At 70.4% G+C, this 25,926-nt stretch carries 29 protein-coding genes and 1 riboswitch; of the genes, 15 read left to right on the top strand and 14 right to left on the bottom strand.

Going from position 1 to position 25,926, the window contains the following annotated elements; genetic code table 11:
• The first annotated feature begins 131 nt into the window (after positions 1-131).
• Positions 132-1,481 (top strand): M23 family metallopeptidase, encoded by a 1,350-nt coding sequence (locus tag ACEN9J_RS24260; RefSeq protein ID WP_057590762.1) that lies wholly within the window; start codon positions 132-134, stop codon positions 1,479-1,481.
• 62 nt (positions 1,482-1,543) lie between these two features.
• Positions 1,544-2,674: an anhydro-N-acetylmuramic acid kinase gene (locus tag ACEN9J_RS24255; RefSeq protein ID WP_413762273.1), complete on the top strand. Its 1,131-nt coding sequence runs from the start codon at positions 1,544-1,546 to the stop codon at positions 2,672-2,674.
• Position 2,675: 1 nt separating this feature from the next.
• On the opposite strand, the gene mdtD is transcribed toward ACEN9J_RS24255, so the two are convergent.
• The 6 genes from mdtD to ACEN9J_RS24225 form a co-directional block, all read right to left on the bottom strand.
• Positions 2,676-4,118 carry a multidrug transporter subunit MdtD gene (mdtD, locus tag ACEN9J_RS24250; RefSeq protein ID WP_413762271.1) on the bottom strand — a complete coding sequence of 481 codons (1,443 nt, stop codon included), beginning with the start codon at positions 4,116-4,118 and terminating at the stop codon, positions 2,676-2,678.
• An 88-nt stretch (positions 4,119-4,206) separates the two neighbouring features.
• Positions 4,207-4,572, bottom strand: coding sequence for an iron-sulfur cluster insertion protein ErpA (gene erpA / locus ACEN9J_RS24245; protein ID WP_007827949.1), 366 nt, complete (start codon positions 4,570-4,572; stop codon positions 4,207-4,209).
• 203 nt (positions 4,573-4,775) lie between these two features.
• A complete protein-coding gene (rpsI, locus tag ACEN9J_RS24240; protein WP_057590759.1) occupies positions 4,776-5,168 on the bottom strand; it encodes a 30S ribosomal protein S9 in 393 nt (130 codons plus the stop codon).
• A 12-nt stretch (positions 5,169-5,180) separates the two neighbouring features.
• On the bottom strand, positions 5,181-5,609 hold the full coding sequence (gene rplM / locus ACEN9J_RS24235) for a 50S ribosomal protein L13 (RefSeq protein WP_057590758.1): 429 nt from the start codon (positions 5,607-5,609) through the stop codon (positions 5,181-5,183).
• Positions 5,610-5,786: 177 nt separating this feature from the next.
• Positions 5,787-7,007: a S1C family serine protease gene (locus ACEN9J_RS24230; RefSeq protein WP_413762270.1), complete on the bottom strand. Its 1,221-nt coding sequence runs from the start codon at positions 7,005-7,007 to the stop codon at positions 5,787-5,789.
• Entirely contained in the window at positions 7,004-7,594 is a 591-nt protein-coding gene (locus ACEN9J_RS24225) for a hypothetical protein (protein ID WP_413762269.1), read from the bottom strand. Before ACEN9J_RS24225 ends, ACEN9J_RS24230 begins: the two co-directional genes overlap by 4 nt.
• Before the next feature lie 167 nt (positions 7,595-7,761).
• Between ACEN9J_RS24225 and ACEN9J_RS24220 the strand changes: the two genes are divergently transcribed.
• Positions 7,762-8,712 carry a 23S rRNA (adenine(2030)-N(6))-methyltransferase RlmJ gene (locus tag ACEN9J_RS24220; RefSeq protein WP_057590757.1) on the top strand — a complete coding sequence of 317 codons (951 nt, stop codon included), beginning with the start codon at positions 7,762-7,764 and terminating at the stop codon, positions 8,710-8,712.
• Positions 8,713-8,717: 5 nt separating this feature from the next.
• Here ACEN9J_RS24220 and ACEN9J_RS24215 read toward each other — a convergent pair whose 3' ends face one another.
• Genes ACEN9J_RS24215 through ahcY form a run of 4 tightly spaced genes read right to left on the bottom strand, consistent with a single transcriptional unit; the run spans position 8,718 to position 12,512 of the window.
• On the bottom strand, positions 8,718-9,386 hold the full coding sequence (locus ACEN9J_RS24215) for a septal ring lytic transglycosylase RlpA family protein (protein ID WP_413762268.1): 669 nt from the start codon (positions 9,384-9,386) through the stop codon (positions 8,718-8,720).
• A 53-nt stretch (positions 9,387-9,439) separates the two neighbouring features.
• On the bottom strand, positions 9,440-10,264 hold the full coding sequence (gene metF, locus ACEN9J_RS24210; protein WP_057590756.1) for a methylenetetrahydrofolate reductase [NAD(P)H]: 825 nt from the start codon (positions 10,262-10,264) through the stop codon (positions 9,440-9,442).
• Positions 10,265-10,274: 10 nt separating this feature from the next.
• Positions 10,275-11,063: a TlyA family RNA methyltransferase gene (locus ACEN9J_RS24205; protein WP_057590755.1), complete on the bottom strand. Its 789-nt coding sequence runs from the start codon at positions 11,061-11,063 to the stop codon at positions 10,275-10,277.
• Between the two features lie 9 nt (positions 11,064-11,072).
• On the bottom strand, positions 11,073-12,512 hold the full coding sequence (gene ahcY, locus ACEN9J_RS24200; protein ID WP_057590754.1) for an adenosylhomocysteinase: 1,440 nt from the start codon (positions 12,510-12,512) through the stop codon (positions 11,073-11,075).
• Positions 12,513-12,582: 70 nt separating this feature from the next.
• A riboswitch (S-adenosyl-L-homocysteine riboswitch) is annotated at positions 12,583-12,651 on the bottom strand.
• Positions 12,652-12,805: 154 nt separating this feature from the next.
• On the opposite strand from ahcY, the gene ACEN9J_RS24195 reads away from it, so the two are divergent.
• The 5 genes from ACEN9J_RS24195 to ACEN9J_RS24175 all read left to right on the top strand — a co-directional run bounded on the left by ACEN9J_RS24195 (position 12,806) and on the right by ACEN9J_RS24175 (position 16,340).
• On the top strand, positions 12,806-13,474 hold the full coding sequence (locus ACEN9J_RS24195) for a hypothetical protein (protein ID WP_413762267.1): 669 nt from the start codon (positions 12,806-12,808) through the stop codon (positions 13,472-13,474).
• A gap of 198 nt (positions 13,475-13,672) precedes the next feature.
• Positions 13,673-14,167, top strand: coding sequence for a TIGR01841 family phasin (gene phaP / locus ACEN9J_RS24190; protein ID WP_261211592.1), 495 nt, complete (start codon positions 13,673-13,675; stop codon positions 14,165-14,167).
• Positions 14,168-14,233: 66 nt separating this feature from the next.
• Positions 14,234-14,653 (top strand): hypothetical protein, encoded by a 420-nt coding sequence (locus ACEN9J_RS24185; protein WP_057590751.1) that lies wholly within the window; start codon positions 14,234-14,236, stop codon positions 14,651-14,653.
• The gene (locus tag ACEN9J_RS24180; RefSeq protein WP_261211595.1) at positions 14,650-15,726 is read left to right on the top strand and encodes an alpha/beta fold hydrolase; all 1,077 of its coding nucleotides are present in this window, start codon (positions 14,650-14,652) and stop codon (positions 15,724-15,726) included. Before ACEN9J_RS24185 ends, ACEN9J_RS24180 begins: the two co-directional genes overlap by 4 nt.
• On the top strand, positions 15,723-16,340 hold the full coding sequence (locus ACEN9J_RS24175; RefSeq protein WP_413762266.1) for an N-acetyltransferase family protein: 618 nt from the start codon (positions 15,723-15,725) through the stop codon (positions 16,338-16,340). The genes ACEN9J_RS24180 and ACEN9J_RS24175 overlap by 4 nt, the downstream gene beginning before the upstream one ends.
• Here ACEN9J_RS24175 and ACEN9J_RS24170 read toward each other — a convergent pair.
• Positions 16,316-17,299: an alpha/beta fold hydrolase gene (locus ACEN9J_RS24170; RefSeq protein ID WP_413762265.1), complete on the bottom strand. Its 984-nt coding sequence runs from the start codon at positions 17,297-17,299 to the stop codon at positions 16,316-16,318. The genes ACEN9J_RS24175 and ACEN9J_RS24170 overlap by 25 nt on opposite strands.
• Between ACEN9J_RS24170 and pqqA the strand changes: the two genes are divergently transcribed.
• The 7 genes from pqqA to ACEN9J_RS24135 all read left to right on the top strand — a co-directional run bounded on the left by pqqA (position 17,180) and on the right by ACEN9J_RS24135 (position 23,173).
• Entirely contained in the window at positions 17,180-17,539 is a 360-nt protein-coding gene (gene pqqA / locus ACEN9J_RS24165; RefSeq protein ID WP_413762264.1) for a pyrroloquinoline quinone precursor peptide PqqA, read from the top strand. The genes ACEN9J_RS24170 and pqqA overlap by 120 nt on opposite strands.
• A 97-nt stretch (positions 17,540-17,636) precedes the next feature.
• Entirely contained in the window at positions 17,637-18,557 is a 921-nt protein-coding gene (pqqB, locus tag ACEN9J_RS24160; RefSeq protein ID WP_261211601.1) for a pyrroloquinoline quinone biosynthesis protein PqqB, read from the top strand.
• 39 nt (positions 18,558-18,596) lie between these two features.
• Entirely contained in the window at positions 18,597-19,343 is a 747-nt protein-coding gene (pqqC, locus tag ACEN9J_RS24155; RefSeq protein WP_413764612.1) for a pyrroloquinoline-quinone synthase PqqC, read from the top strand.
• A complete protein-coding gene (gene pqqD / locus ACEN9J_RS24150) occupies positions 19,340-19,615 on the top strand; it encodes a pyrroloquinoline quinone biosynthesis peptide chaperone PqqD (protein WP_413762263.1) in 276 nt (91 codons plus the stop codon). The genes pqqC and pqqD overlap by 4 nt, the downstream gene beginning before the upstream one ends.
• Positions 19,612-20,769 carry a pyrroloquinoline quinone biosynthesis protein PqqE gene (gene pqqE / locus ACEN9J_RS24145; RefSeq protein WP_413762262.1) on the top strand — a complete coding sequence of 386 codons (1,158 nt, stop codon included), beginning with the start codon at positions 19,612-19,614 and terminating at the stop codon, positions 20,767-20,769. Before pqqD ends, pqqE begins: the two co-directional genes overlap by 4 nt.
• A gap of 78 nt (positions 20,770-20,847) precedes the next feature.
• On the top strand, positions 20,848-22,476 hold the full coding sequence (locus ACEN9J_RS24140) for a peptide chain release factor 3 (RefSeq protein WP_261211605.1): 1,629 nt from the start codon (positions 20,848-20,850) through the stop codon (positions 22,474-22,476).
• Between the two features lie 43 nt (positions 22,477-22,519).
• Positions 22,520-23,173 (top strand): SIMPL domain-containing protein, encoded by a 654-nt coding sequence (locus ACEN9J_RS24135; RefSeq protein WP_057590742.1) that lies wholly within the window; start codon positions 22,520-22,522, stop codon positions 23,171-23,173.
• Here the strand turns inward: ACEN9J_RS24135 and ACEN9J_RS24130 are convergent.
• Genes ACEN9J_RS24130 through ACEN9J_RS24120 form a run of 3 tightly spaced genes read right to left on the bottom strand, consistent with a single transcriptional unit; the run spans position 23,170 to position 25,833 of the window.
• Entirely contained in the window at positions 23,170-23,985 is an 816-nt protein-coding gene (locus ACEN9J_RS24130; RefSeq protein ID WP_413762261.1) for an ABC transporter permease, read from the bottom strand. The two genes, ACEN9J_RS24135 and ACEN9J_RS24130, sit on opposite strands and share 4 nt — an antisense overlap.
• 7 nt (positions 23,986-23,992) lie before the next feature.
• Positions 23,993-24,838, bottom strand: coding sequence for an ABC transporter permease (locus ACEN9J_RS24125; protein WP_296727561.1), 846 nt, complete (start codon positions 24,836-24,838; stop codon positions 23,993-23,995).
• On the bottom strand, positions 24,835-25,833 hold the full coding sequence (locus ACEN9J_RS24120; protein WP_413762260.1) for an ATP-binding cassette domain-containing protein: 999 nt from the start codon (positions 25,831-25,833) through the stop codon (positions 24,835-24,837). The genes ACEN9J_RS24125 and ACEN9J_RS24120 overlap by 4 nt, the downstream gene beginning before the upstream one ends.
• Positions 25,834-25,926: the final 93 nt, after the last annotated feature.

Here is a 25,926-nt window from a genome sequence, read left to right as displayed (position 1 = left end):
GCGGAAGCTATACTCGCCCGACTTTTTCAAGCGCCGGATTCTAAGCGGCGCTTTTTCCGCACCGTCCCGCCGCCCTGACCGCTCTGGGCTTTGCAGACGGATCTGCAGAAACCTGAGCTGGAATTCATAGTTTGATCAACGGCATTCTTGCCGCCGAGGAGCTTCTCGCTTCTCGCGTGGCCTATACGTTCCGGACCTACCCCAAGCAGATCACCGCGGTCATCGCGGCGGCGCTGCTGAGCGCCGGAACCCTCGCCGTGGCTTCGCTCGGACCCGATGCCTCGGACCTCCCGGTCCACCAGGTGCTCGAAGCCACCTCCGCCCCCCTGTCGTTCGCCGAACAGGCGACGTCGCTCGAGGATTTCAGCTTCACGCTGTTCCGCACCGACGTCACCCGCTCGAGCGACACCGCCGAGGCGCTGCTCAAGCGCCTGGGCATCTCCGATCCGGCCGCCAGCGCCTTCGTGCGCGGCAGCGGCGAGGCCCGCACCGCGCTGTTCGCGCGCGCCGGCCGCACCGTGACCGCCGAGGCCACGCAGGACAACCAGCTCAAGAAGCTCAGCGCGCGCTGGATTCCCGACGGCGACGGCGGCTTCAAGCGCTTCGTGGTCGAACGCACGCCCGTGGGCTTCGTGGCCCTGACCGAGCGCGACACCCTCACGCCGGGCGCCCGCCTGGCCAGCGGCACCATCCGCAGCTCGCTGTTCGCCGCCACCGACGAGGCGCGCATCCCCGATGCCGTCGCCAGCCAGCTGGCCGACATCTTCGCGGGCGACGTCGACGTGCGCCAGCTGCGCAAGGGCGACCGCTTCGCCGTGGTCTACGAGACCTTCGAGGCCGACGGCCAGGCGCTGCGCAGCGGCCGCGTGCTCTCGGCCGAGTTCGAGAACAACGGCAAGGTGCACCAGGCCGTGTGGTTCCAGCCGCCGGGCGCGGGCCAGAAGGGCAGCTACTACCGCCCGAACGGCGACAGCCTGCGCAAGGCCTACCTGGCGACGCCGGTGGAATTCACGCGCGTGTCGAGCGGCTTCGCGATGCGCATGCATCCGATCCTCAACAGCTGGCGCCAGCACAACGGCATCGACTACGCGGCGCCCACCGGAACCGCCGTGCGCACGGTCGGCGACGGCACGGTCGACTTCGCCGGCACGCAGAACGGCTACGGCAACATCGTCATCATCAACCACCGCAACAACCAGCAGACGGCCTATGCGCACCTGAGCCGCATCGACGTCAAGGCCGGCCAGAGCGTGAGCCAGGGCCAGACCGTCGGCGCCGTGGGCTCCACGGGCTGGGCCACCGGTCCGCACCTGCACTTCGAATTCCGGGTCAACGGCGTCTACCAGAACCCGACCTCGATCGCGCAGGAAGGCGGCGCCCCGATCACCGCGGCGATGCGCCCGGCCTTCGAACGCATCGCCGTCGGCGCGCGCACCGAGCTGGCCGCCGCGTTCTCGGTGGTCCAGGCCAGCGCGGACTGAGCGCCGCGCTTCCAGATAGACAGATGAAGCGCCGGAGCCATTCCGGCGGTTTCCCCAGCCCCATGGCCACCGGCGACCTCTACATCGGACTGATGTCGGGCACCTCGCTCGATGGCGTGGACGGCGTGCTCGCCGACTTCTCCGAAGGCGGGATCGCGGTCACCGGCTACGCCAGCGCCACCTTCCCGGTCGGCCTGCGCGGCGAGCTGATGGCCCTCAACACCCCGGGCGACAACGAACTGCATCGCGCGGCGCTCGCCGGCAACGGGCTGGCGCGCGTCTACGCGGGCGTGGTCCGGCAACTGCTGGCCGATGCCGGCCTCGAGCCCGGCGCGGTGCGCGCCGTCGGCGTGCATGGCCAGACCGTGCGCCACCGGCCCGGCGAATTCGACGAGGTCGGCTACACGCTGCAGCTCAACAACCCCTCGCTGCTGGCCGAGCTCTGCGGCATCGACGTGGTGGCCGACTTCCGAAGCCGCGACCTCGCGGCCGGCGGCCAGGGCGCCCCGCTGGTGCCGGCCTTCCACCGGGCGCTGTTCGCCGGACCCGGCGAGCCGATCGCGGTGCTGAACCTCGGCGGCATCTCGAACCTGAGCCTGCTGCCGGCCAGCGACGCACCCGAGGGCGCGGTGGTGCTGGGCTTCGACTGCGGCCCGGGCAACGCGCTGATGGACCACTGGTGCCAGCGCTACCACGGCCAGCCCTTCGACCTCGACGGCCAGTGGGCCGCGAGCGGCCAGGTGCTGCCCGAGCTGCTCGCGCGGCTGCAGGGCGAGCCCTTCTTCGCCAAGGCCCCGCCCAAGAGCACCGGGCGCGACCTGTTCAATCCCGAATGGCTGGCCGCGCACGTGGGCACCGGCGCGGGCGAGGCCCCGGTCGACGTACAGGCCACGCTCGCCGAGCTGACGGCCAGCACCTGCGCCGCCGACCTGCTGCGCTACGGAAAAGAGAGCAAGCTGCTGATCGTCTGCGGCGGCGGCGCGCTCAACGGCCACCTGCTGTCGCGGCTGCGCGCCCTGCTGCCGGGCATCGCCGTGGTGGCCTCGAACGAACGGGGCCTGCCGCCGCAACAGGTGGAGGCGGCCGCCTTCGCCTGGCTGGCGCGCGCCACGGTGCGGCGCGAGAGCGGCAACCTCGCCAGCGTGACCGGCGCCCGCGGCGCCCGCGTGCTGGGCGCGATCTACCCGGCCTGACTCAGCCCTGGCCCGAGACTTCGGGCTGCGCGGGCCGCGATGCCCGCACCTCCGCCGGCAGATGCCAGAAGATGAGCGCCGAAGCCACCGTGATCAGGCCCATGCTGGCGAAGGTCGCCTGGAAGGCATCGAGCGTGCGCACTGCGGTGTCGGTGCCGAACACGCCGTTGTAGCCCGCGAGCACCGCGCCCGCGGCGGCCACGCCCATGCTCATCGCGAGCATCTGCACCATCGACAGCAGGCTGTTGCCGCTGCTGGCCATGCTGCCGTCGAGGTCCTTGAGGGTGATGGTGTTCATCGCGGTGAACTGCAGCGAATTGACCGCGCCGAAGAACAGCAGCTGCAGCACATGCAGCGCGAAGGGCTGGCCTGGCGCCGTGAGGCCGAAGCTGGCCATCGCGAGCCCCACCAGCACCGTGTTGACCACCAGCACCTTGCGGTAGCCGTGGCGCGTGATCAACGGCGTGGCGAAGCGCTTCATCGCCATGCCGGCCAGCGCCACCGGCAGCATCATCAGGCCCGCGCGCAGCGGCGAATAGCCCATCGACACCTGCAGCAGCAGCGGCACCAGGAAGGGCATGCAGCTGCTGCCCAGGCGCGAGAACAGGTTGCCGAGCAGGCCGATGCTCAGGGTCGGCACCTTGAACAGCGAGGGCGCGAACAGCGGCTCGGGCGTGCGCGCCGCGCGCAGCCAGTAGGCCACCACGCTCGCGAAGCCGAAGACCAGCACCACCATCACCCCGCCCTGGCGCAGGCCCAGCTCGGCCACGCCGTCGAGCGAGAGCGAGATCGTCACCATGCCGAAGGCCAGCAGGCCGTAGCCCACGGCGTCGAAGCGCCGCAGCGCGGCGCCGCGCAGGTCGGGCATGAAGCGCAGGGTGGCGATGCAGCCGGCCAGGCCCACCGGCACGTTGATCAGGAAGATCCAGTGCCACGAGGCGTACTGCACCAGCCAGCCGCCCAGCGTGGGCCCGAGCAGCGGGCCGATCAGGCCCGGAATCGCCACGAAGCTCATCGCCTGCAGGAATTCGCCGCGCGGCACGGTGCGCAGCAGCGCCAGCCGTCCCACCGGCAGCAGCAGGGCGCCGCCGAGCCCCTGCACCACGCGCGCGGCCACCAGTTGCCCCAGCCCGTGCGAGAGCGCGCACAGCACCGAGCCCAGCGCGAACAGCACGATGGCCGCGAAGAACACGCGCCGCGTGCCGAAGCGGTCGGCGATCCAGCCCGAGGCGGGAATCAGCATCGCCATGGTCAGCGCATAGGCCACCACCACCGACTGCATGCGCAGCGGACTCTCGCCGAGGCTGGCCGCCATCGCCGGCAGCGCCGTGTTGATGATGGTGGCGTCCAGCGTCTGCATGAAGAAGCCCACCGCCACGAGCCACAGCAGGCTCTTGCGGACGGGGGCGACGGCGGTGTTGGCTACGGCGGTGTCGGGCGGCATGGGCGGGAATGGAGGCGCAAAGCAAAAAGCCGCCCGGAGGCGGCTTCGTGGGGGGACGGTGCGCTGCGGGCAGGCACCATCGGTAGGATCAGGCCGAGAAGCTGGAGCCGCAGCCGCAGGTGCTGGTGGCGTTCGGGTTCTTGATCACGAACTGGGCGCCCTGCAGGTCTTCCTTGTAGTCGATCTCGGCGCCGACCAGGTACTGGTAGCTCATGGCATCGATCAGCAGCGACACGCCGTTCTTGGTCATGGTCGTGTCGTCTTCGTTGGTGATCTCGTCGAAGGTGAAGCCGTACTGGAAGCCCGAGCAGCCGCCGCCCTGGACGAACACGCGCAGCTTGAGGTCGGGATTGCCTTCTTCGGCGATCAGGTCGGCCACCTTGGCGGCCGCACTGTCGGTGAAGACGATCGGTTCGGGCATCTGGGTCTGGATGTTTTCGGCAACGGCGCTCATGAGGGAATACTCCTGGAGAGGGGGCCGGAACATGCGGCCAAGGGAAGGAATGCTACTGCAATGCGGGCCTCGGGGCCGGGACCGCGGGCGGTGCACCCAATGCAAGTGGGGTCGCAGCCACACGAGGGCAAGGCCGGGCCGGGAAGCAGGCCCCATGAAAAAACCGCCCGAAGGCGGTTTTCTCGGCAGGCGAAGGCTGGAGATCAGCGCTTCGAGAACTGCTTGCGGCGGCGTGCGGAGTGCAGACCGACCTTCTTACGCTCGACTTCACGCGCGTCGCGGGTGACGAAGCCAGCCTGGCTCAGCACCGGCTTCAGGGCCGCGTCGTAGTCGATCAGCGCACGGGTGATGCCGTGGCGGGTCGCGCCGGCCTGGCCCGATTCGCCGCCGCCGTGCACGTTCACCATGACGTCGAAGGTTTCGAGGTTGTTCGTCAGCGCCAGCGGCTGCTTGGCGATCATGATCGAGGTTTCGCGGCCGAAGAACGCTTGGATGTCCTTGCCGTTGACCGTGATCTTGCCGGTGCCCTTCTTCAGGAACACGCGAGCGACGCTGGATTTGCGACGGCCGGTGCCGTTGTTCCATTCACCAATCATTCTCAAGGCTCCTTACAGTTCCAGCACTTTGGGCTGTTGGGCGGTGTGCGGATGCTCTGCACCGCCGTACACCTTGAGTTTCTTGATCATGGCGTAGCCGAGCGGGCCCTTGGGCAGCATGCCCTTGACGGCCTTTTCCAGCGCGCGGCCGGGGTGCTTCGACTGCATGTCGCGGAAGTTCGTCGCCGTGATGCCGCCCGGGTAGCCCGAGTGACGGTAGTACACCTTGTCGATGGACTTGGCGCCGGTGACGCGCAGCTGGGCTGCATTGATGATGACGATGAAGTCACCGGTATCGACGTGAGGCGTATAAATGGCCTTGTGCTTGCCGCGCAGACGGAGGGCAACTTCGCTGGCTACCCGTCCGAGGACCTTGTCGGTCGCGTCAATCACAAACCACTCGTGCTTCACGTCAGCGGGTTTTGCGCTGAACGTGGTCATGAGATTTCTCTTTTCGTAAGAGGGTTTGGCGGGCCCTTTTCCACGGTCGGTTTTCCTCTGGTGGGAATCTCTTAGGTGGTGAAATGTCTTCGCCGCGGGGCCACAAAAACGCTGCGAAGCCCGCGATTATATGCTGCGCATCCGCTTCAGTCCAACTTTAGGGTTCGGGTGCCCGATTCAGCGCTGGATGCGGACCAGTTCCACCGCTTCCCTGTTGATGCCGGCCGCTCCACGCCGGTATTCGGCATCGAACTTGACGACACGACCCAGCTCGGCCGAATAGAAAACCGTGGCACTGAAGGGATGCGGCGCCGGCGCCGTGGAACCGACGCCCACGTACATCCAGCCCGTGTAGGCGATGCGCCAGGCCGCCAGCGGCGCGCCCTCCACGCGCAGTTCGGTGGTGCCGAGCACGGCGGCATCGAGTTGGTAGCGCAGGCGATCGCTGCCCGGGCCCACGTAATCGGCGCTCCAGCGCATGCCGGCCGACAGGTCCGGCCGGCCCCAACCGCCCGGCGGCGATGCCGTCTCGAACGCGCCGCCGATCGGTGCGCCGATCGAGACCACGCGCCCGTCGGCTTTCTCGACCCGTCCGCCCTGGTTGAAGGAGACGTTCTCGCCGTCGATCCGGTCCACGCGATAGAGCACGGGCGTCCGGGTGCCCGTGAGGCCGTCGATCAGCACGTATTCGAACACCTCGCCGAGCCGTGGCGCCCCCGGACGGCCGGCCGCGGGCGCGCCGCGGCCGTTGCCGTCGGCGCCGCTGGTGCGTGCTTCCAGCGCGGTCTTCGCGCGCGCCGGCAACTCGGCCAGCCATTCCGCCGGCACCGCGAAATTCAGGCTGCCGCCGTCCTTGGCGGCAAAGGTCGTGATACCCAGCAGTCGGCCTTCGCTGTCGAACAGCCCGCCGCCGCTCGAGCCCGGTGCGATGGCCGCGGTGGTCTGCAGCAGGCGCTCGCCCTCTTCGCCGCGCAGGCCCGACAGGATGCCGTCGCTGAGCGTGTTCTCGAGGCCGCGCGGATTGCCGATGGCATAGACGCGCTGGCCCACGCGCGCGCTGCCCGCGGGCGCCAGCGCCACCGGCGGCGCGGTGAAGTTCGCCACCTTGACCTGGCACAGGTCGCGCTGCGGATCGGGGTACTCGAGAGTGGCGCCGTAGGCCACGTTCTCCTGGCGCACGACGAAGCTGCTGGCCTTGGCCAGCACATGGCAGTTGGTCACGAGCCGGCCGGGCGCGATCACGACCGCGCTGCCGGCGCTGAGCGGCCGGGACTGGGCGTCGAAGGTGCGGATGGCCCAGACGCTGCCCGACACCTTGGCGAACAGCACGTCGGGCTCGAGCGCCGCGGCGGGGCCGGCGGCCAGCAGTGCCGCCAGGCAGAGAACGCGAGTCCTCATGGCTTGGCGGGAAGCAGCGCGCCGAGATCGTCCATCGAAACGCGCGCGCCGACGGCGCGTGGCGCCGGTGGCGGCACGGCGGCCACCGGCGGTGTCGGTGCAGGCGCGGGTGCGGGCGCGACCTGGGGCGGTGGCGTCACCGCGATGGCCGTGGGCGGCGGCGGCACGACGGAGGGCGCCGCCAGCCTGGTCTCGCCGATGCGGGTGCCCGCCAGCGCCTGGTCGCCGGTCTGGCCGCTGCGGTCGAAGCTGCGCACCTCGCCGAACACCAGCTGCATCCAGCTCGGGTAGTTGAAGCCGGCGCCGGTGCCCGAATCGATGGCCGCGCCCAGCACGCCGCCGATCAGGATGTTGCCCACCATGCCCGTGTTGACGCGCGAAATCGCCTGCCCCGTGGCCGGCGCCAGGCCCGGCTGCGTGCATTCGATGTTCAGCAGCGCGCCCGAACGGCGCACCGAGACGCTTTCGCCCGAGCGCATCACGATACCGTTGCGGTCGTTCGTGAGCGTGCATTTGGCACCCTCGACGGTCTTTCCGGCCTCCGTCAGCGTCTCGATCTTCACGCTCTGCTGGGTGCCGTGCGTCACCGACGCACACCCCGTCAAAATGGACAAAACGCCCGCACCCACGCACAGGCCCCAGAATCTCCACCCTGCTCCACGCATTGGCGTCCCTCTTGTTAATTAATGTTTCCGGCGCGCGAGTCTAGCGATCCCACCGGATGCATGCCTCCACCTTTTAGGTATTTCTTCTCATGTTCAGCTACCGCCACGCCTTCCATGCCGGCAATCACGCCGACGTGCTCAAGCACCTGGTGCTGATCGCCACGCTCGATCACATGCTCGAAAAGGAGACCGCGCTGACGGTGGTCGACACCCACGCGGGCGCGGGCCTGTACCGGCTCGATGGCGATTACGCTGGCACCAGCGGCGAGGCCGCCGAGGGCGTGCTGCGCCTGGTCGCCGACCCCAAGGCCACGCCCGCGTCGACTCCCGCGGCGGGCGCCCCCGCCAAGAAGGCCGCCCAGGAAGCCGAGGCCCCGCTGGCCGACGCGCTCGCGCGCTACCTCGAGGTGATCCACGACTTCAATGCCAAGGGCGGCGCCCGCGTCTACCCGGGCTCGCCGTTCATCGTGCAGCACCTGCTGCGCGACCACGACCGGCTCAAGCTGTTCGAGCTGCATCCCACCGACAGCCGCACGCTCACGGCCAACATCGCGCAGCTCGAGGCCGGCCGCCAGATCGCCGTGCTGCACGAGGACGGCTTCGGCAGTGCCACCAAGTTCCTGCCGCCGCCCTCGCGGCGCGCGCTGGTGCTGATGGACCCGAGCTACGAGCTCAAGACCGACTACGGCCGGGTGCTCGACTTCATGGCCGAGGCGCTCAAGCGCTTCGCCACCGGCACCTACGCGGTCTGGTATCCGATCATCCCGCGGCCCGAGGCGCACGACCTGCCGCGCCGGCTCAAGACCATGGCCACCAAGGCCGGCAAGTCCTCGCTCAACGTCACGCTGACGGTCAAGTCGAGCAAGATCACGACCGCGCCCAGCGGCGAAACGCGCCGCCCGGGCCTGCCGGCCAGCGGCATGTTCCTGATCAATCCACCCTACACGCTCAAGCCGCTGCTCGAAGCGGCGCTGCCGCAGCTGGTGCAGAAGCTGGGGCAGGACCGCAACGCGGGCTTCACGATCGACGCCGCGGGCTGATCCGCTCAGCGCCGCCGTGCCGGCGCGCGGCGTACCGGCGCCTTGCGCGTTGCCGCGGGCCGGGCCTGCGGCGGCCGCACCGGCGCCACCTCGAGCGACGGCGCGTCGGCCTCGCCCGGCTCCGCGAGCTCGCCGTCGCAACGCATGCCCTCGCGGTCGATGACGGTCAGCGCCACCTGCTTGATGCCCAGGCTCGCGAGCCCGATGCGGTCGGCCGCGGCGCGGCTCAGGTCGATCACGCGGCCCTGGGTGTAGGGGCCGCGGTCGTTCACGCGCACCAGCACTTCCTTGCCGTTGACGAGGCTGCGCACGCACACGCGCGTGTTGAAGGGCAGGGTCTTGTGCGCGGCCGTCAGGGCGCCCATGTCGAAGCGCTCGCCGCTGGCGGTACGGCGCTGGTGGAACTGGATGCCGTACCAGGAGGCGCCGCCGCGCTCGAACACCTCCCCACGCGGTTCGTCGCCCGGCAGGCCGTCGGCGGGAAGTTCATCGGGCCCGGTCACCGCGAGGTCGTAGCGCACCGAGGGCACGTTCGAACGCGGCTCGGCGCCGGGTGGCACGGTCATCTGGCGCGGGATCGGCGACAGGCTCTCCTGCGCCACGGTGTCCGGCGCCGCGCCGCCCTCGGTCGCCGGCGGCATGGCGCAGCCCGCGAGCGCGCAGGTGCAGGCCACGAGCGCGGCGCGAAGCGCCCCGCGCAGCGAGCCAGGCGCCCGCGCCGCCCCTCTCAATCCAGGCGCTCCAGGACAGCCAGCGTGGCCGCCGACTGGTTCATCGTGTAGAAGTGCAGCGCCGGCACGCCGCCCTCGCGCAGCCGCGCGCACAGGTCGGTCACGACATCGAGGCCGAAGGCCTTGATCGAGGCCGTGTCGTCGCCGAAGGCCTGCAGCCGCAGCCGGATCCAGCGCGGGATCTCGGCACCGCAGGCGTCCGAGAAACGCATCAGCTGCGTCGAGCTGGTGATCGGCATGATGCCGGGCACGATCGGCGTGTCGATGCCGAGCGCTCGCGCCTCGTCGACGAAGCGGAAGTAGGCGTCGGCGCTGAAGAAGTACTGCGTGATCGCCGAATCGGCGCCGGCCTTCACCTTGGCCGCGAAGGCCTGCAGGTCGGCCTCGGGCGAACGCGCCTGCGGATGCACCTCGGGATAGCAGGCCACCTCGATGTGGAAGTCGCGGCCGGTCTCCGCGCGGATGAAGGCCACGAGGTCGCTCGCGTACTGGAACTCGCCGCCCGCGCCGTAGCCGCTGGGCAGGTCGCCGCGCAGCGCCACCAGGCGCTTCACGCCCATGGCCTTGAGCTCGGCGAGCTGCGCGCGCACCGTCTCGCGCGTGGCGCCGATGCACGAGAAATGGCTGGCCGCGTCCACGCCCTCGGACAGGATCTCCTGCACCGCGCCGAAGGTGCCCTGGTGGGTGGAGCCGCCCGCGCCGTAGGTGACCGAGCAGAACTCGGGCTTGCGCGCATAGAGCTGCTGGCGCGCCGCGCGCAGCTTGACCGCGCCTTCGGGCGTCTTGGTCGGGAAGAATTCGAAACTCAGCGGAAGGCGCACCTGCGTCTCCTTAGGAACCGCCCGCGCCCGTCGCGCGCACGGCGTGAATGAAAAACTCGCGGTTGCCGTCGCCGCCGGCGATCGGGCTGTCGAACCAGCGCAGCACGCGCAGCTCGAGCGCGGCGCAGGCATCGCGCAGGCGCTTCTCGACGATCTCGTACATCGCCGCGTCGCGCACGATGCCGCCCTTGCCGACCTGGCCCGGCTGCAGTTCGAACTGCGGCTTGACCAGCATCAGCAGCTGGCCGTCGTCCGCGAGGAACTGCACCACGGCCGGCAGCACCAGCGTGAGCGAGATGAAGGACAGGTCGCCGACGATCAGGTCGAAGCGCTCGACGAAGGGCTCCTCGCCCTCTTCCCGCAGGTCGTCGGCCGAGAGCGCGCGCGCATTGACGCCTTCGATGGCGAGCACGCGCGCGTCCTCGCGCAGCTTCGCATGCAGCTGCCCGTGGCCGACATCGACGCCCACCACCCGGGCGGCGCCGCGCTGCAGGAGGCAGTCGGTGAAGCCGCCGGTCGACTGGCCCACGTCGAGGCACAGCTTGCCGGCGGCATCGACGCCGCTGGCCTCGAGCGCGCCTTCGAGCTTGAGCCCGCCGCGCGAGACATAGCGCGCCTCGGCGGCGTCGTCGAGCTCGAGCTCGGCCGACTCGGGCACCTCGTCGCGGTTCTTCGCGACCGAACGCCACGCATCGGTCGAGCCCGCATCGCGCCAGCGCATGCCGCCGGCAATGAGCCGCACGGCCTGCGAGCGCGAGGCGGCGAGGCCGCGTTCCACCAGCAACTGGTCGGCTCGCATGCGCGGCGATCAGTAGCGGTAGGTGTCCGGCTTGTAGGGGCCGTTCTTGCTCACGCCGATGTAGGCGGCCTGGGCGTCGGTCAGCTCGGTGAGCATGGCGCCGACCTTCTTCAGGTGCAGGCGCGCGACCTTCTCGTCGAGGTGCTTGGGCAGCACGTAGACCTTGCCGGCCTGGTAGGCGTCGGGCTTGGTGAACAGCTCGATCTGCGCGATGGTCTGGTTCGCGAACGACGAGGACATCACGAAGCTCGGGTGGCCCGTGCCGCAGCCCAGGTTCACCAGGCGGCCCTTGGCCAGCAGGATGATCTTCTTGCCGTCGGGGAAGGTGATGTGGTCGACCTGCGGCTTGATCTCTTCCCATTCGTACTTCTCGATCGACGCGACGTCGATCTCGTTGTCGAAGTGGCCGATGTTGCAGACGATGGCCTGGTCCTTCATGGCGGCCATGTGCTCGTGGCGGATCACGTCCTTGTTGCCGGTGGTCGTCACGAAGATGTCGGCCTTGTCGGCCGCGTACTCCATCGTCACGACCTTGTAGCCTTCCATCGCGGCCTGCAGCGCGTTGATCGGGTCGATCTCGGTGACCCACACCTGCGCCGACAGCGCGCGCAGCGCCTGGGCCGAGCCCTTGCCCACGTCGCCGTAGCCGGCCACGCAGGCCACCTTGCCGGCGATCATCACGTCGGTCGCGCGCTTGATGCCGTCGACCAGCGATTCGCGGCAACCGTAGAGGTTGTCGAACTTGCTCTTGGTGACCGAGTCGTTGACGTTGATGGCGCGGAACAGCAGCGTGCCCTTGGCGCTCATCTCGTTGAGGCGGTGCACGCCGGTGGTCGTCTCTTCGGTCACGCCGATGATCTCGGCCGACTTGCGCGTGTACCAGGTGGCATCGACGGCCAGCTTGGCCTTGATCGCGGCGAAGAGAATGCGCTCTTCCTCGCTGCCCGGGTTGGCGATCACGCCCAGGTCCTTCTCGGCGCGCTGGCCCAGGTGCATCAGCAGCGTGGCATCGCCGCCGTCGTCGAGGATCATGTTGGGGCCTTCGCCCTTCGAATCCTTGGGACCGAAATCGAAGATGGCGTGGGTGTAGTCCCAGTAGTCCTTGAGCGACTCACCCTTGATCGCGAACACCGGCGTGCCCGACGCGGCGATCGCGGCGGCCGCGTGGTCCTGCGTCGAGAAGATGTTGCACGAGGCCCAGCGCACCTGCGCGCCGAGGGCCTGCAGCGTCTCGATCAGCACCGCGGTCTGGATCGTCATGTGCAGCGAGCCGGTGATGCGCGCGCCCTTGAGCGGCTGGCTCTTGGCGAATTCCTCGCGGATGGCCATCAGGCCGGGCATCTCGGTTTCGGCGATGCGGATTTCCTTGCGGCCCCAGGCGGCGAGCGAAAGGTCGGCGATCGCCTGGTCGGCGGACGAAACAGGGGTGGGCTTGAGAACAGCGCTCATGTGAAGTGAACTCCAGAACTGTGTTTGAACGAGGCCACTGCGATCGGGGGAAAAGACTCACCGCGAGAACAGCGGATGAGCGTGGTTGCGATGGGTCCGAGCCTCACGCCTGGCGGCGCTGCAACGCTCCTCGGAAGCGGCGGATTGTAGACGTGCCGGACACGGGCGCCAACGGCCGGGGCTTCCCACATCACGGAACGCGCGGAGGCGCCGGCACCCCGCGTCATGCAGGGCTCAGAGTCGGGGCGTACAACGCGGCTTGCCTTCTTTTCCTTTTCAGCGAAAGCCCTCCGATGCCCTCATCCCGCCTGTCCGCGCCCCCGTCCCCCACCGCGCGCCGTGCGCTCTGCACGGCAGCCCTGCTCGGCCTCGCCACCTTGCCGGGCCTGTCCCTCGCACAGCAGGCTTCGGCCACGCAACCGGTGGTGCGGGTGCGCGGCACGCTGGTCTACGCCGACGCGAAGAAGCTCGTCGTCAAGGACCGCGACGGCGAGGTCGTGAGCCTCGCGCGGCCCGCGGACATGCCGCTGTCGGAGGTCTACCGCATCAAGCTGTCCGACATCAGGAAGGGCAGCTTCGTCGGCACCGCCGCGATGCCGCAGCCCGACGGCACCCAGAAGGCGCTCGAGGTGCTGGTGTTCCCCGAGGCCGCGCGCGGCAGCGGCGAGGGCCACTATCCGTGGGACCTGCAGCCGCGGAGCACCATGACCAACGCGACCGTGGCCGACCTCGCGGCCGCGCCGCGCTCGGTGCGCGGCGGACAGCAGCTGCGCCTGACCTACAAGGGCGGCGAGAAGACCGTGATCGTGCCGCGCGACGTGCCGGTCGTGACCTTCCGCCCCGGCACCGAGGCGCTGCTGGTGCCGGGCGCCAGGGTGCTGGTCAATGCGCAGGAGCGCAATGGCACGCCGACCGCGCTGCGCGTGGTGGCCGGGCGCGACGGCTTCACGCCGCCGATGTAAGCCGTTGCCGCTACCCGGCGACACCGCATCGATCGCCGGCGCCGCGGCGCACACCATCCCTTCGGGAAATCCCCCAGGCAAATCCGCGGCCGCGACCGCCGCGGCAGGGTCGCCGCGGCGTATCGTGGCGGCGGACCGCACGCGTGCGCGGCCGGTCCCGCCACCATCTTGTCCAACGTCCTCAGGAGATTCCGCACCATGGCCACTGCCAAGAAAGCCGCCGCCAAGAAGACCACTGCCAGCAGCAGCGGAAGCGCCGCGAAAAAGGCGGCCCCGAGCGCGGCCGACATGCTCAACCCGCTCAAGGGCATGGCCGAGCGGCTGCAGAACCTCAACATGACCGACGGCGCGAGCAAGCTGCTCGACAGCGGCCGCAAGGACCTGCAGGCGCTGATGCAGGCCAACGAGAAATCGTTCCAGGGCCTGCAGACCGTGGTGCAGCGCCAGACCGAGATGATCAAGAGCGCGATCACCGACTGGCAGGCCGCCGCCAAGGACATCCCCGGCAAGGACCCGAAGGAAAGCCTCGCCAAGCTCGACGCGCTCGGCCGCCAGTCGTTCCAGCGCGCGGTCGACGACATCAAGGAACTCGCCAACCTCGCGGCCAAGTCGCAGGCCGATGCCTTCGAGGTGGTGCGCCAGCGCATCCAGTCGAACGTCGACGAGGTCACGAAGATGCTGCAGCGCAAGTAGCGCGCGGCCCAGGCGCCGCGCCGGCGCACGGCGCGGCCTTCCGACGACGAACCTCGGTGTGCGGCCATGACCCAGTCCTCCTCTCCCCTCGACCCCATGGCGATCTGGCGCGAGCTCAGCGCGCAATGGGAAAAGAGCACCAATGCGTTCGCCAACGAGGCCATGGCCTCCGATCCGTTCCGGCAGGGCATGCACGGCGGCATGAATGCCTCGCTGGGCGCGCAGAAGGCGCTGGCCGACCTGATGGCGCGGCTGCTCACGATGCTGAACCTGCCCACGCGCGCCGACCTGCAGGCGCTGTCCGAGCAGCTGCAGCACATCGACGACCATCTGGCGCGGATCGCGCGACAGCTCGAGGAGGGCGGTACGGCGCCGCAACCGCGGCCCGCGGCACCGCGGCGCACGAAACAGCCACCCTCGATGGCGGCCGCGCCGCCAGCACCCGCGAAGAAGGCCCCGGCCCGCACCCGCCGCCCGCGCCCATGAGCACGCCCGCCGCCGAGCTGCCGGTGCTGCCCGACCTGCGCGCCGAGATCGAGCGCACCATCCAGCGCAACATCAAGGGCCTGGAGTTCCTGACCAGCGCCACGCCCGCGGTCGGGCTCACGCCCAAGGACGAGATCCACCGCCGCGGCACGCTGAGCCTCTACCACTACCGGCCGATGGTCGACGAGATCTACCGCGTGCCGGTGCTGATCGTGATGGCCACCACCAACAAGGGCTACATCCTCGACCTCGCGCCGGGCCAGAGCATGGTCGAGCACCTGCTCAAGCAGGGCTACGACGTCTACATGATGGACTGGAACGCGCCGCGGCCGCAGGAGAAGCGGCTGCGCATCGAGGACTACGTGCTCGACTTCATTCCCGACTCGATCCGCCGCGTGCAGCAACGCTCGGGCGAGGAGGACGTGAGCATCGTCGGCTACTGCATGGGCGGCGTACTCTCCACGCTCTATGCCGCGCTGCATCCCGGCGGGCCGCTGAAGAACCTCGCGCTGTTCACCACGCCGATCGACTTCAGCCGCATGACGATGTTCCATGCCTGGTCCGACCAGCGCTACTTCGACGTCGACCGGCTGGTCGACAGCGTGGGAAACGTGCCGCCCGAGATGCTGTTCGCCTCCTTCGACATGCTGCGCCCCGCGGGCCGCGGCGCGGGCCTGGTGCAGCTGTGGGACAACATGGCGAACGACGAGTTCGTCAAGTCCTACCGCATGTTCGACCGCTGGGGCGCCGAGATGCTGCCGCTGGCGGGCGAGTACTTCCGCCAGACCGTGAAGGAACTGATGTGGGGCAACAAGCTGCTGAAAGGCGAGCTCTCGATCGGCGGGCGGCCGGTACGCCTCGCCGACATCGAGGTGCCGGTGCTGCATGCGCTCGCGCAGCACGACCACATCGTTCCCTATGAGGCGGGCGCGCCGCTGATCGCGGGCATCGGATCGGCGGACAAGGAGGAAGTGGTGCTCAAGGGCGGCCATGTGAGCCTGGCCGCGGGACCGAACGCGGTGCGCCGGCTGTGGCCGAAGCTCGACGAATGGCTGGGAGTGCGATCCACATGACGAATACCGCAGACACCCCGACGAACCCGGGTTCGACCCGGCTCTATCCGCGCACGCTGCCGCATGCCGACGGCGAGATCGCGCTGCGCCGCATGGACGCCGCCGATGCCGGCGCGGTGCTGGCCTTCGCGCAGGCGCTGCCCACGCACGACCTGCTGTTCCTGCCGCGCGACATCACGCAGCCCAAGGTGATGGACGCCTGGGTGCGCGCCATCGCGCGCGGCGACATCGACAGCGTGCTCGCGGTGCGCGACGACAAGGTGCTGGGCTGCGCGGCGGTGATCCGCGATCCGCATTCGTGGTCGCGCCATGTGGCCGAGCTGCGCGTGCTGGTCGAGCCTGCCCTGCGCGGCAGCGGCCTGGGCCAGCAGCTCGCGCAGGAGGGCTGCGCGCTCGCGATGGAACAGGGCCACGAGAAGGTGGTGGCGCAGATGACCGTGGACCAGCGCGGCGCGATCGCGGTGTTCCAGGCGCTGGGCTTCCGGCCCGAGGCGCTGCTGAGCAAGCACGTGAAGGATCGCGAGGGCCGCGCGCACGATCTCGTGGTGCTGTGCCAGGACGTCGCGCAGGTCGAGGCGCAGATGCGGGCCTACGGGGTGACCGAGGCGTTCTGAACGGGTGGGTCGAAGCGGCCTCGTGCCGCGAAGGCATCGAGCGCGCGCGCCATGCGTTGCGCCATCGCGGGATGGAAGGGATCGTGGCCCGCGCCGGGCACGGTTTCGAAGCGGCTCGCGGGCAGCAGGCGCTGTACGGCTCGAGCGGCGGCCGGGCGACAGGTCCGGTCGAGTTCACCGTGCAGGAACAGCACCGGGTGGTCGCGCAGCGCGTCGAGCGCGCCCCACCTCACCGCGTCGCCGTCCGCGAGCCAGCAGCGGTGTGCGAGGTAGTGCGCCATCACCATGTAGCGATCGATCGCGCGTTGCAGCGCATCGCCCTGCGGCTCGGGCGCGGCGCCGGACTGGCCGCCCTGCGCATGCTCCCAGGCCAGCCAGGCGAGCGTCGCGCGCGATTGCGTTGCGAGGTCGTCGCCCGCGAACACGCGACACAACGCGGGCAGCAACGGCGCGCCCCCGGCCAGCGAGACCGCGCCGGCCAGCCGCGACCCTGCTTCGGCATGGGTCGCGCGCGCGCCCTCGAAGCTCCAATGCAACTCCGATGCGCTCGGCACGAACAGTCCGCGCAGCAGCAGCCCGTCGACCGCTTCGGGATGGCGCGCCGCATAGGCCAGCGCCAGCGTCGCGCCCCACGAACCGCCGACCACCAGCCAGCGCTCGATGCCCAGGTGGTGCCGCAGTGCCTCGATGTCGGCGATCAGCAACTCGGTGCGGTTGTGGCGCGTCTCGCCGCGCGGCGTGCTGCGTCCCGCGCCGCGCTGGTCGAAGGCGACCACGCGATAGCGCTGTGGATCGAAGCCGCGCGCGAGTGCGGGCGAACCGCCCGAGCCCGGCCCGCCATGCAGCACGAGCGCGGCGCGACCCTCGACGGCACCGGTGGTCTCCCAGTGCAGCCGATGGCCCTCGCCCACGTCGAGCCGGCCCGTGCCATCGCCTGTAGAACCAAGTGCCTCCAGCATGCGGCCGATGCTACGCCGTCGGACCGCGCCCACGCCGCGACGGGTACTGCAACCACGCTGCGCGCCCCCCTCAAACTGGGTATGCTGTCCGCGGAGCGCGCTTTCGCCGCTTCCGAAGGCGCCCATCGGCCTTCGCCTGCGAATGGAATTCCTCAAGGAGACTTCATGACCTGGACCACCCCTCAAGCCACCGACTTCCGCTTCGGCTTCGAGATCACGATGTACGTGGCGGCGCGCTGAGCGCCACGCCCTTTCCGGCACGGCCCGCTTCGGCGGTCCGTGCCGGTTTCGCTTTCCCCTCCCCCTTCTCTCGCGCCGCCGCGCGGCGCCGCACCGCATGCACATCCGCGTCCTGGGCGCCGCCGCCGGTGGCGGCTTTCCGCAGTGGAACTGCAATTGCGCGAACTGCGCCGGCCTGCGCGCGGGCACCGTGCGCGCCCGCGCGCGCACGCAGTCCTCGATCTGCGCCAAGGGCGACACGGGCGACGACTGGGTGCTGGTCAACGCCTCGCCCGACATCCTCGAACAGATCAAGGCCACGCCCGCGCTGCAGCCCGGACGCGGCCCGCGCGACACCGGCATCGCGGGCGTGGTGCTGGTCGACGGGCAGGTCGACCATTCGACCGGCCTCTACATGCTGCGCGAGCGCGGCGCGCCGCTGCCGCTGTGGTGCACCGGGCCGGTGTACGAAGACCTCACGCAGGGCAACCCGATCCTGCGCGTGCTCTCGCATTTCTGCGGCGTCGCGCACCACGAGCTGCCGCTCGACGGCCGCGGCTTCGAGGTGCCGGGCGTGAGCGGCCTGGCGCTGCGCGCGCTCGCGCTGGTCGGCAAGGCCGCGCCCTACTCGCCGCACCGCGAGCATCCCGTGCCCGGCGACAACATCGGCCTCACGCTGACCGACACCGCGAGCGGCCGCAGCGCCTTCTATGCGCCGGGCCTCGGCGCGCACAGCCCCGAGGTCGATGCCGCGATGCGCGCGGCCGACTGCGTGATGGTCGACGGCACCTTCTGGCGCGACGACGAGATGATCGCGCTGGGCTTCAGCCGCAAGACCGGCCGCAGCATCGGCCACCTGCCGCAGTCGGGACCGGGCGGCATGCTCGAATGGCTGGCCGACCTGCCCGCGCGCACGCGCAAGGTGCTGATCCACATCAACAACACCAACCCGATCCTCGACGAGGACTCGCCCGAGCGCGCCGAGCTCGACCGGCGCGGCATCGAGGTCGCCTTCGACGGCATGGAGGTCGTGCTCTGAGCACGCAGCACCCAGGAGCCCATCATCGCCCTCATCGACATCTCCCTCGCGCCGCCGCGCACGCCCAGCGGCGAGCCAGCCTGGAGCCACGCCGAGTTCGAGGCGCAGCTGCGCGCCAGGGGCAAGGCCTATCACATCCACCATCCGTTCAACCGCATGCTCAACGAGGGCCGCGCCACGCCCGCGCAGGTGCGCGGCTGGGCCGCGAACCGCTTCTACTACCAGATCGCGATTCCGGTGAAGGACGCGGCGATCCTCTCCAACTGCCCCGAGCGCGAGGTGCGGCGCGGCTGGGTGCAGCGCATCGTGGACCACGACGGCAGCGGCGACGATCCCGGCGGCATCGAGGCCTGGATCGGCCTCGGCGTCGCGACCGGCCTCGCGCGCGAGGAGATCGTCGACCTGCGCCACGTGACGCCCGCGATGCGCTTCGCGGTCGATGCCTACGTGAACTTCGCACGCCGCGCGCCCTGGCAGGAGGCCGTGTGCTCCTCGCTGACCGAGCTGTTCGCGCCCGAGATCCACAAGCAGCGGCTGGCCGGCTGGCCCGAGCACTATCCGTGGATCGAGCCCGGCGGCCTCGCCTACTTCCGCAACCGCGTGAGCCAGGCGCGGCGCGACGTCGAGCAAGGCCTGGCGCTCACGCTCGAGCACTTCGCCACGCGCGCGCAGCAGGAGCGCGCGCTCGACATCCTGCAGTTCAAGCTCGACATCCTCTGGGCCATGAACGATGCGATGGCGCTGGCCTACGGCGTGACGCCGGCCGCCGAGGGAGGTGCGACATGAGCGCGCCCACGCTCGACAGCCGGCCCGGCATCGCCGAGGGCTTTAGGCTGCAGTGGGAGCCCGCGCAGGACTGCCATGTGCTGCTCTACCCCGAGGGCATGGTCAAGCTCAACCAGAGCGCGGGCGAGATCCTCCAGCGCTGCGACGGCCGAAGCGACGTGCGCGCGATCGTGCTCGAGCTCGAGGAATGCTTCGACACCACCGGCCTCGGCAAGGAGGTGCTGGCCTTCCTCGAGATCGCGCTCGCGCAGCGCTGGGTGGTGCTGAAGTGAGCGCGACGGCGGCACCGCCGGGTCCGCCGCTGTGGCTGCTGGCCGAGCTCACCTACCGCTGCCCGCTGCACTGCGCCTTCTGCTACAACCCGGTCGACTTCGCCGGCCATGCCGACGAGCTGCCCACCGAGGACTGGCTGCGCGTGCTGCGCGAGGCGCGCGAACTGGGCGCGGTGCAGTGCGGCTTCTCGGGCGGCGAGCCGCTGCTGCGCGACGACCTCGAGCTGCTGGTGGCCGAGGCCCGGCGCCTGGGCTACTACACCAACCTGCTGACCTCGGGCGTGGGCCTGAGCGAGGCGCGCGCGGCGGCGCTCAAGGCCGCGGGCCTCGACCACGTGCAGCTCTCGTTCCAGGATTCCACGCGCGAGATGAACGACTTCCTCTCGCACACGAAGACCTTCGATCTCAAGCGCAAGGTGGCCGGCCTGATCAAGGCCAATGGCTGGCCGATGGTGCTCAACGTGGTGATCCACCGCCTCAACATCGACCACATCGACCGCATCGTGGAGATGGCCGAGGCCATGGGCGCCGAGTACCTCGAGCTCGCCAATACCCAGTACTACGCCTGGGCGCGCGAGAACCGCGCCCACCTGCTGCCCACGCGCGAGCAGATGCAAAGGGCCGAGGCCGCCACCGAGGCCTGGCGCCGCAAGCTCGACGGCCGCATGCGGATCTTCTTCGTGGCGCCCGACTACCACGAGGCCGCGCCCAAGAAATGCGTGAACGGCTGGGGCAGCATGTTCATGACGGTCGCGCCCGACGGCACCGCCCTGCCCTGCCACACGGCGCGCATGCTGCCGGGCCTCGCGTTCCCGAACCTGCGCGAGACCAGCGTGCGCAGCGCCTGGCGCGACTCGGAAGGCTTCAACCGCTACCGCGGCACCGGCTGGATGAAGGAGCCCTGCAGCAGCTGCGAGCACAAGGAGCGCGACCTCGGCGGCTGCCGCTGCCAGGCCTACATGCTGGCGCACGACGCCGCGGCGGCCGACCCGGTGTGCGCCAAGAGCCCCGCGCACGGCGAAGTGCTGGAGGCCGTGCGCCGCGCCGACGCGGGCGAGCTGCCGGCGCAGCCGCTGGTGTTTCGCGATCCGAAGGCCTCGCGGCGCTTCGTCGCGGCCGACGACGCGCTGTCGCTGCCCCACGGGCACAACTGAGGGACAGGGGTGCGGTCCGCGGGGTGACCTGCGACAATCGCCGGTTCGCCCGACCGACCCCTTCTACCTGGCCCTACCGTGTCTTTCGCCTCCGAAACCCGCCGCCGCCGCACCTTCGCGATCATTTCCCACCCCGACGCCGGCAAGACCACGCTGACCGAGAAGCTGCTGCTGTTCTCCGGCGCGATCCAGATCGCCGGCTCGGTGAAGGCGCGCAAGGCCTCGCGCCACGCGACCTCCGACTGGATGGAGATCGAGAAGCAGCGCGGCATCTCGGTGGCCTCGTCGGTGATGCAGATGCTGTACCGCGACCACGTGATCAACCTGCTCGACACGCCCGGCCACAAGGACTTCTCGGAAGACACCTACCGCGTGCTCACGGCGGTCGACTCGGCGCTGATGGTGATCGACGCGGCCAACGGCGTGGAAGCGCAGACGCGGCGGCTGATCGAGGTCTGCCGCCAGCGCGACACGCCGATCATCACCTTCGTCAACAAGATGGACCGCGAGGTGCGCGAGCCGCTCGACATCCTCGACGAGGTGGAGCGCGAGCTCGGCATGCCCTGCGTGCCGATGACCTGGCCCGTGGGCCAGGGCAAGAGCTTCCGCGGGATCATGAACCTGCGCACGCAGGCCATGACGGTGTTCGAGTCGGGCAGCGAACGCCTGCCGCAGGACTTCGAGACCATCCCCTTGAGCGAGCGCGACACCCTCGCCAAGCGCTTCGGCGCCGACTTCGAGACCGCGATGGAGAGCATGGAGCTCGCCACCGGCGCCTCGCCCACCTGGGACCGAGAGGCCTTCCTCGCGGGCAAACAGACGCCGGTGTTCTTCGGCTCGGGCGTGAACAACTTCGGCGTGATGGAGGTGCTCGACGCGCTGGTCGACCTCGCGCCCTCGCCGCAGTCGCGCACCAGCACCACGCTGGTCAACCGCCAGCCGGTGACCAAGGAGATCCAGCCCGAGGACAAGGACTTCGCGGGCGTGGTCTTCAAGGTGCAGGCCAACATGGACGCCAACCACCGCGACCGCATCGCCTTCGTGCGCATGGCCTCGGGCAAGTACACGCCGGGCATGAAGCTCAAGGTGCAGCGCACCGCCAAGGAACTGCGCCCCACCAGCGTCGTGACCTTCATGAGCCAGCGCCGCGAGGCGGTCGAGGAAGCCTACGCGGGCGACATCGTGGGCTTCACCACCCATGGCGGCGTGCAGCTCGGCGACACCATCACCGACGGCGCGAGCCTGCAGTTCACCGGCCTGCCCTTCTTCGCGCCCGAGCTGTTCATGACCGTGATCCTCAAGAACCCGCTGCGCACCAAGCAGCTGCAGCAGGGCCTGGCCCAGCTCGGCGAGGAGGGCGCGATCCAGGTGTTCCGTCCCGAGATCGGCGGCCCGATGCTGCTGGGCGCGGTCGGCCAGCTGCAGTTCGAAGTGGTGCAGCACCGGCTGAAGGCCGAGTACGACGCCGACGTGCGGCTCGAGGGCTGCCAGTACACCGGCGCGCGCTGGATCACGGCCGACACGCCGGCCGAGCTGCGCGAGTTCGTCAACGCCTATCCGCAGCGCATGGCCAAGGACGCGGCCGACACGCTGGCCTTCCTGTGCACCTCGCCGTACGACGTGCGGCTGGCGCAGGAGCGCTTCCCGAAGATCCATTTCCACCCGCTGCGCGAACACGCGGGGCTGGCGCTGCAGAGCGCGGGCTGAGCAGGCAGGCTGCCGGGGTTCGCGCGCCAACCAGGAGAACCCGATGGACACCTACATCGAAGTCGCCGGCCAGGGCGACATCGCCGAGACCGTGGTCGAGCAGCGCGCCGCGCTCACGCTCACCGTGAAGGCCTCGAAGGCGGAAGCGGCCTTCGAGGAGGCGACCCGGCTGCGCAACGACACCATCCGCGCGCTCAAGGCCGCGGGCCTCGGCTCCGACGAGATCAGCGAGGGCGGCCGCGACACCTGGCAGCCGTGGTACCGCCGCAAGAGCGCGGGGCAGGAGGTCTCGCACCGCGTGCTGCTGCGCTGCCGCGACACGCAGCGCCTGTACCTCGCGATCGATGCGCTGCAGCCGCTGTTCGAGAACGCGCGCCATTCGCTCTCGGTCGACATGCTGCAGCCGCGCTTCGACGCCTCGGCCGAGGCCGAATCGGCGGCGCGCGCGGCCGCGATCCAGCAGGCGCGCGCCCGGGCGCAGGTGATCGCGCGCGAGGCCGGCGTGTCGCTCGGCTCGGTGGCGCAGGTCGAGGAACTCGGCGCCGACGCCGAACGCACGGGCTCCTATGGCGACTACGGCTTCGCGATGGCCGCGGCCGCGCCGCTGGCCGCCTCCGCGGCCGACGACTTCGAAGCGATCGACGGTGCCTCGCGCGTGCGCCGGCTGCGCTTTCGCGTGCGTTTCCTGATCAGCTAGCTGCCCGTCGAGGCGTAGTGCCTCAAGCCGAGCCCCCAGACGCGGAACGCCAGCGCGAGGAACACGAAGCCCGCCAGCGGCGACACCCAGCCCACCCAGTGCGGAGCACCGAGCGGATCGGGCCGCCCGAGGATCAGCAGCGCGGGGTAATAAGCCACGCAGGCCAGCGGCACCGCGAAGGTAAGCAGGCGCCGGAACCAGCGCGCGTAGAGCGCGAGCGGGTACTGCGCCGCCTGCACGCCGCCGTAGGTCAGCACGTTGGCGATCTCCAGGCTCTCGACGGTCCAGAAGGCCAGCGTGCCCTGCAGCACCAGGATGCCGAGGAACAGCGCCACGCCGCCGGCCAGCGCGAACAGCGCGACGGCCACGGCCTCGGGCGTCCAGGCGATGCCGGCCTGCGCGGTCGCGAAGCCGATCACCGCCAGCCCCTGCAGCAGCCGACCCATGCGGCTGATGCGGAAGTCGTGGCCCATGAGCTGCAGCGCGAGCGGACGCGGGCGCAGCAGCAGGCGGTCGAAGGCGCCGCTGCGCAGGAACTCGGTACCCAGCACGTCGAAGCCGCGGCCCAGGGCATCGGCCAGCGCGAACATGCAGTTGACCAGGCCATAGAACAGCGCGACTTCGCCGAGGGTCCAGCCGCGCACCTCGCCGAAGCGGTGGAACATGGCCCAGACCGCGACCACCTCGATGCCGGTGACGAGGAACTGGCCCACCGTGAGCATCAGCGCCGAGGCCGGGTAGCGCGCCTGCGCGCCGACCGAGGCCTTCACCAGCCGCAGGAACATCGTCATCGAACCCGGGGAACCGCTCATGCCGCGCTCACCCACCTTGCACCTGCAGCCGGCGCATGGTGCGCACCAGCAGCCAGCGCCCGACCGTCATCAGCAGCGCGATCCAGAAGCACTGCAGCGCCAGGCCCAGCAACGCATCGACGCCGCGCAGTTGGCCGAAGTACAGCCGCGCGGGAATGTCCATGAGACCGGCCAACGGCTGCACCAGCAGCGCCGTCTGCCAGGCATCGGGCAGCAGCGCGAGCGGCAGCAGGTTGCCCGACAGCACGATCACCAGCGGCGCCGACAGCGCGTTGATGCCGCGCTCGTTGAGCGCCGACAAGGTCGCGACGTTGAGCAGCATCACCATCGCAGTCGACAGCGCCAGGCCCAGCCCCATCGACAGCGCGAAGGCCAGCGCGGCCGCCACGCCCACCGGCGGCTGCCAGGCCCAGGCGCCGAGCCCCAGCAGCGGCAGCGCGACGGCGGCGAAGCCCAGCATCAGCGCCGCGCGCGGCAGCAGGCGCGCGGCGATCCAGCCCGCGCTGCGCGCATACCAGAGCGCATAGGCGTCGACCGGCCGCAGCCGGTCGTAAGCCACCGAGCCGGTGCGCACCGACTGCGCCACCTCGGGATCGACCAGCCAGGGCATCAGCACCAGCAGGCCCTGCGCGAGCCAGGTGTAGGTGATGGCGTGCTCGAGCGTCATCGGCGCCTGCGCGGCGGCCGAGGCACCGCCGTAGAAGGCCGCGAACACCATCACCTTGATGCCGCCCCACCAGCACTGCGTGCCGAAGCCCGCGAGCGCGGCGGTGCGGTACTGCAGCATCTGCAGGAAGCGCGAGGCGAAGGCCGCGGTGTAGGGGCGCGCGACCTCGCGCCATCCGGCCTTCATGCGTCGGCCGCTCCATGCATCGCATAGAAGCGCGCGATCACGGCCTCGATCGCCAGCCCCTCGAGCCGGATGTCCTCCACCGCATGCTCGGCCGCGATGCGCGCGATCAAGGCCGGCGCGGAGACGGCCGCGGGATCGAAGTCGAGCACCAGCGTGCGGCCGTCGCGCGCGTTCACGCGCACGCCGGGCCAATGGGTGCCGAGGTCGTCGGGCAATTGCGCTTCCTGCGCGAAATCGACCACCAGCCGGCGCTCGGCCAGCACCTGCGCGCGCAGCGCCTCGACCGGGCTGTCGGCCAGCACGCGGCCATGGCCGATCACGATCACGCGCCGCGCGAGCGCCTCGATGTCGTGCGTGGTCAGGAGCACCGTGGTGCCGCGCTCGCGGTTGGCGCGGCGCACGAAGTCGCGCACCGCGAGCTTCGAGGGCGCGTCGAGGCCGATGGTGGGTTCGTCGAGGAACAGGATCTCGGGCTCGTGCAGCAGCGCGGCCGCGATCTCGGCGCGCATGCGCTGGCCCAGCGAGAGCTGGCGCACCGGCTGGTCGAGCACGCGCTCGAGGCTCAGCAGCGCGACCAGCTCGTCGCGCGTGCGGCGGTAGCGTTCGCGGTCGACGCGGTAGATGTCGCGCAGCAGGTCGAAGCCCTCGCCCACCGGCAGGTCCCACCACAGTTGCGTGCGCTGGCCGAACACCACGCCGATGCGGCCCACGTGGTGCTCGCGGTCGGCGAAGGGATCGCGCCCGTCGATGCGCACGCTGCCGCCGTCGGGCCGCAGGATGCCCGAGAGGATCTTGATGGTGGTGGACTTGCCCGCGCCGTTGGGACCGATGAAGCCCAGCAGCTCGCCGCGCTCGAGCGCGAAGGACACGCCCGCGAGCGCCTCGACCGTGCGATGGCGGCGGTGCAGCAGGCCGCGCACGGCACCGAGCACGCCGGGGTCGCGTTCGGCGATGCGGTAGGTCTTGAGGAGGCGGTCGACGACGATCTGGGACATGTGCGGGCCGCGCCGGGGCGGTCTGCGCGACCGGCCGGCGGGGGCGGGATGCTACACGAAAGCGCGGCGCGCGCGGCCACCGGTACGATCCGC

This window comes from Variovorax sp. Varisp41 (assembly GCF_047325085.1).
Classification (GTDB): Bacteria; Pseudomonadota; Gammaproteobacteria; order Burkholderiales; family Burkholderiaceae_C; genus Variovorax.
This window is presented reverse-complemented; position numbering and strand designations above follow the sequence as displayed.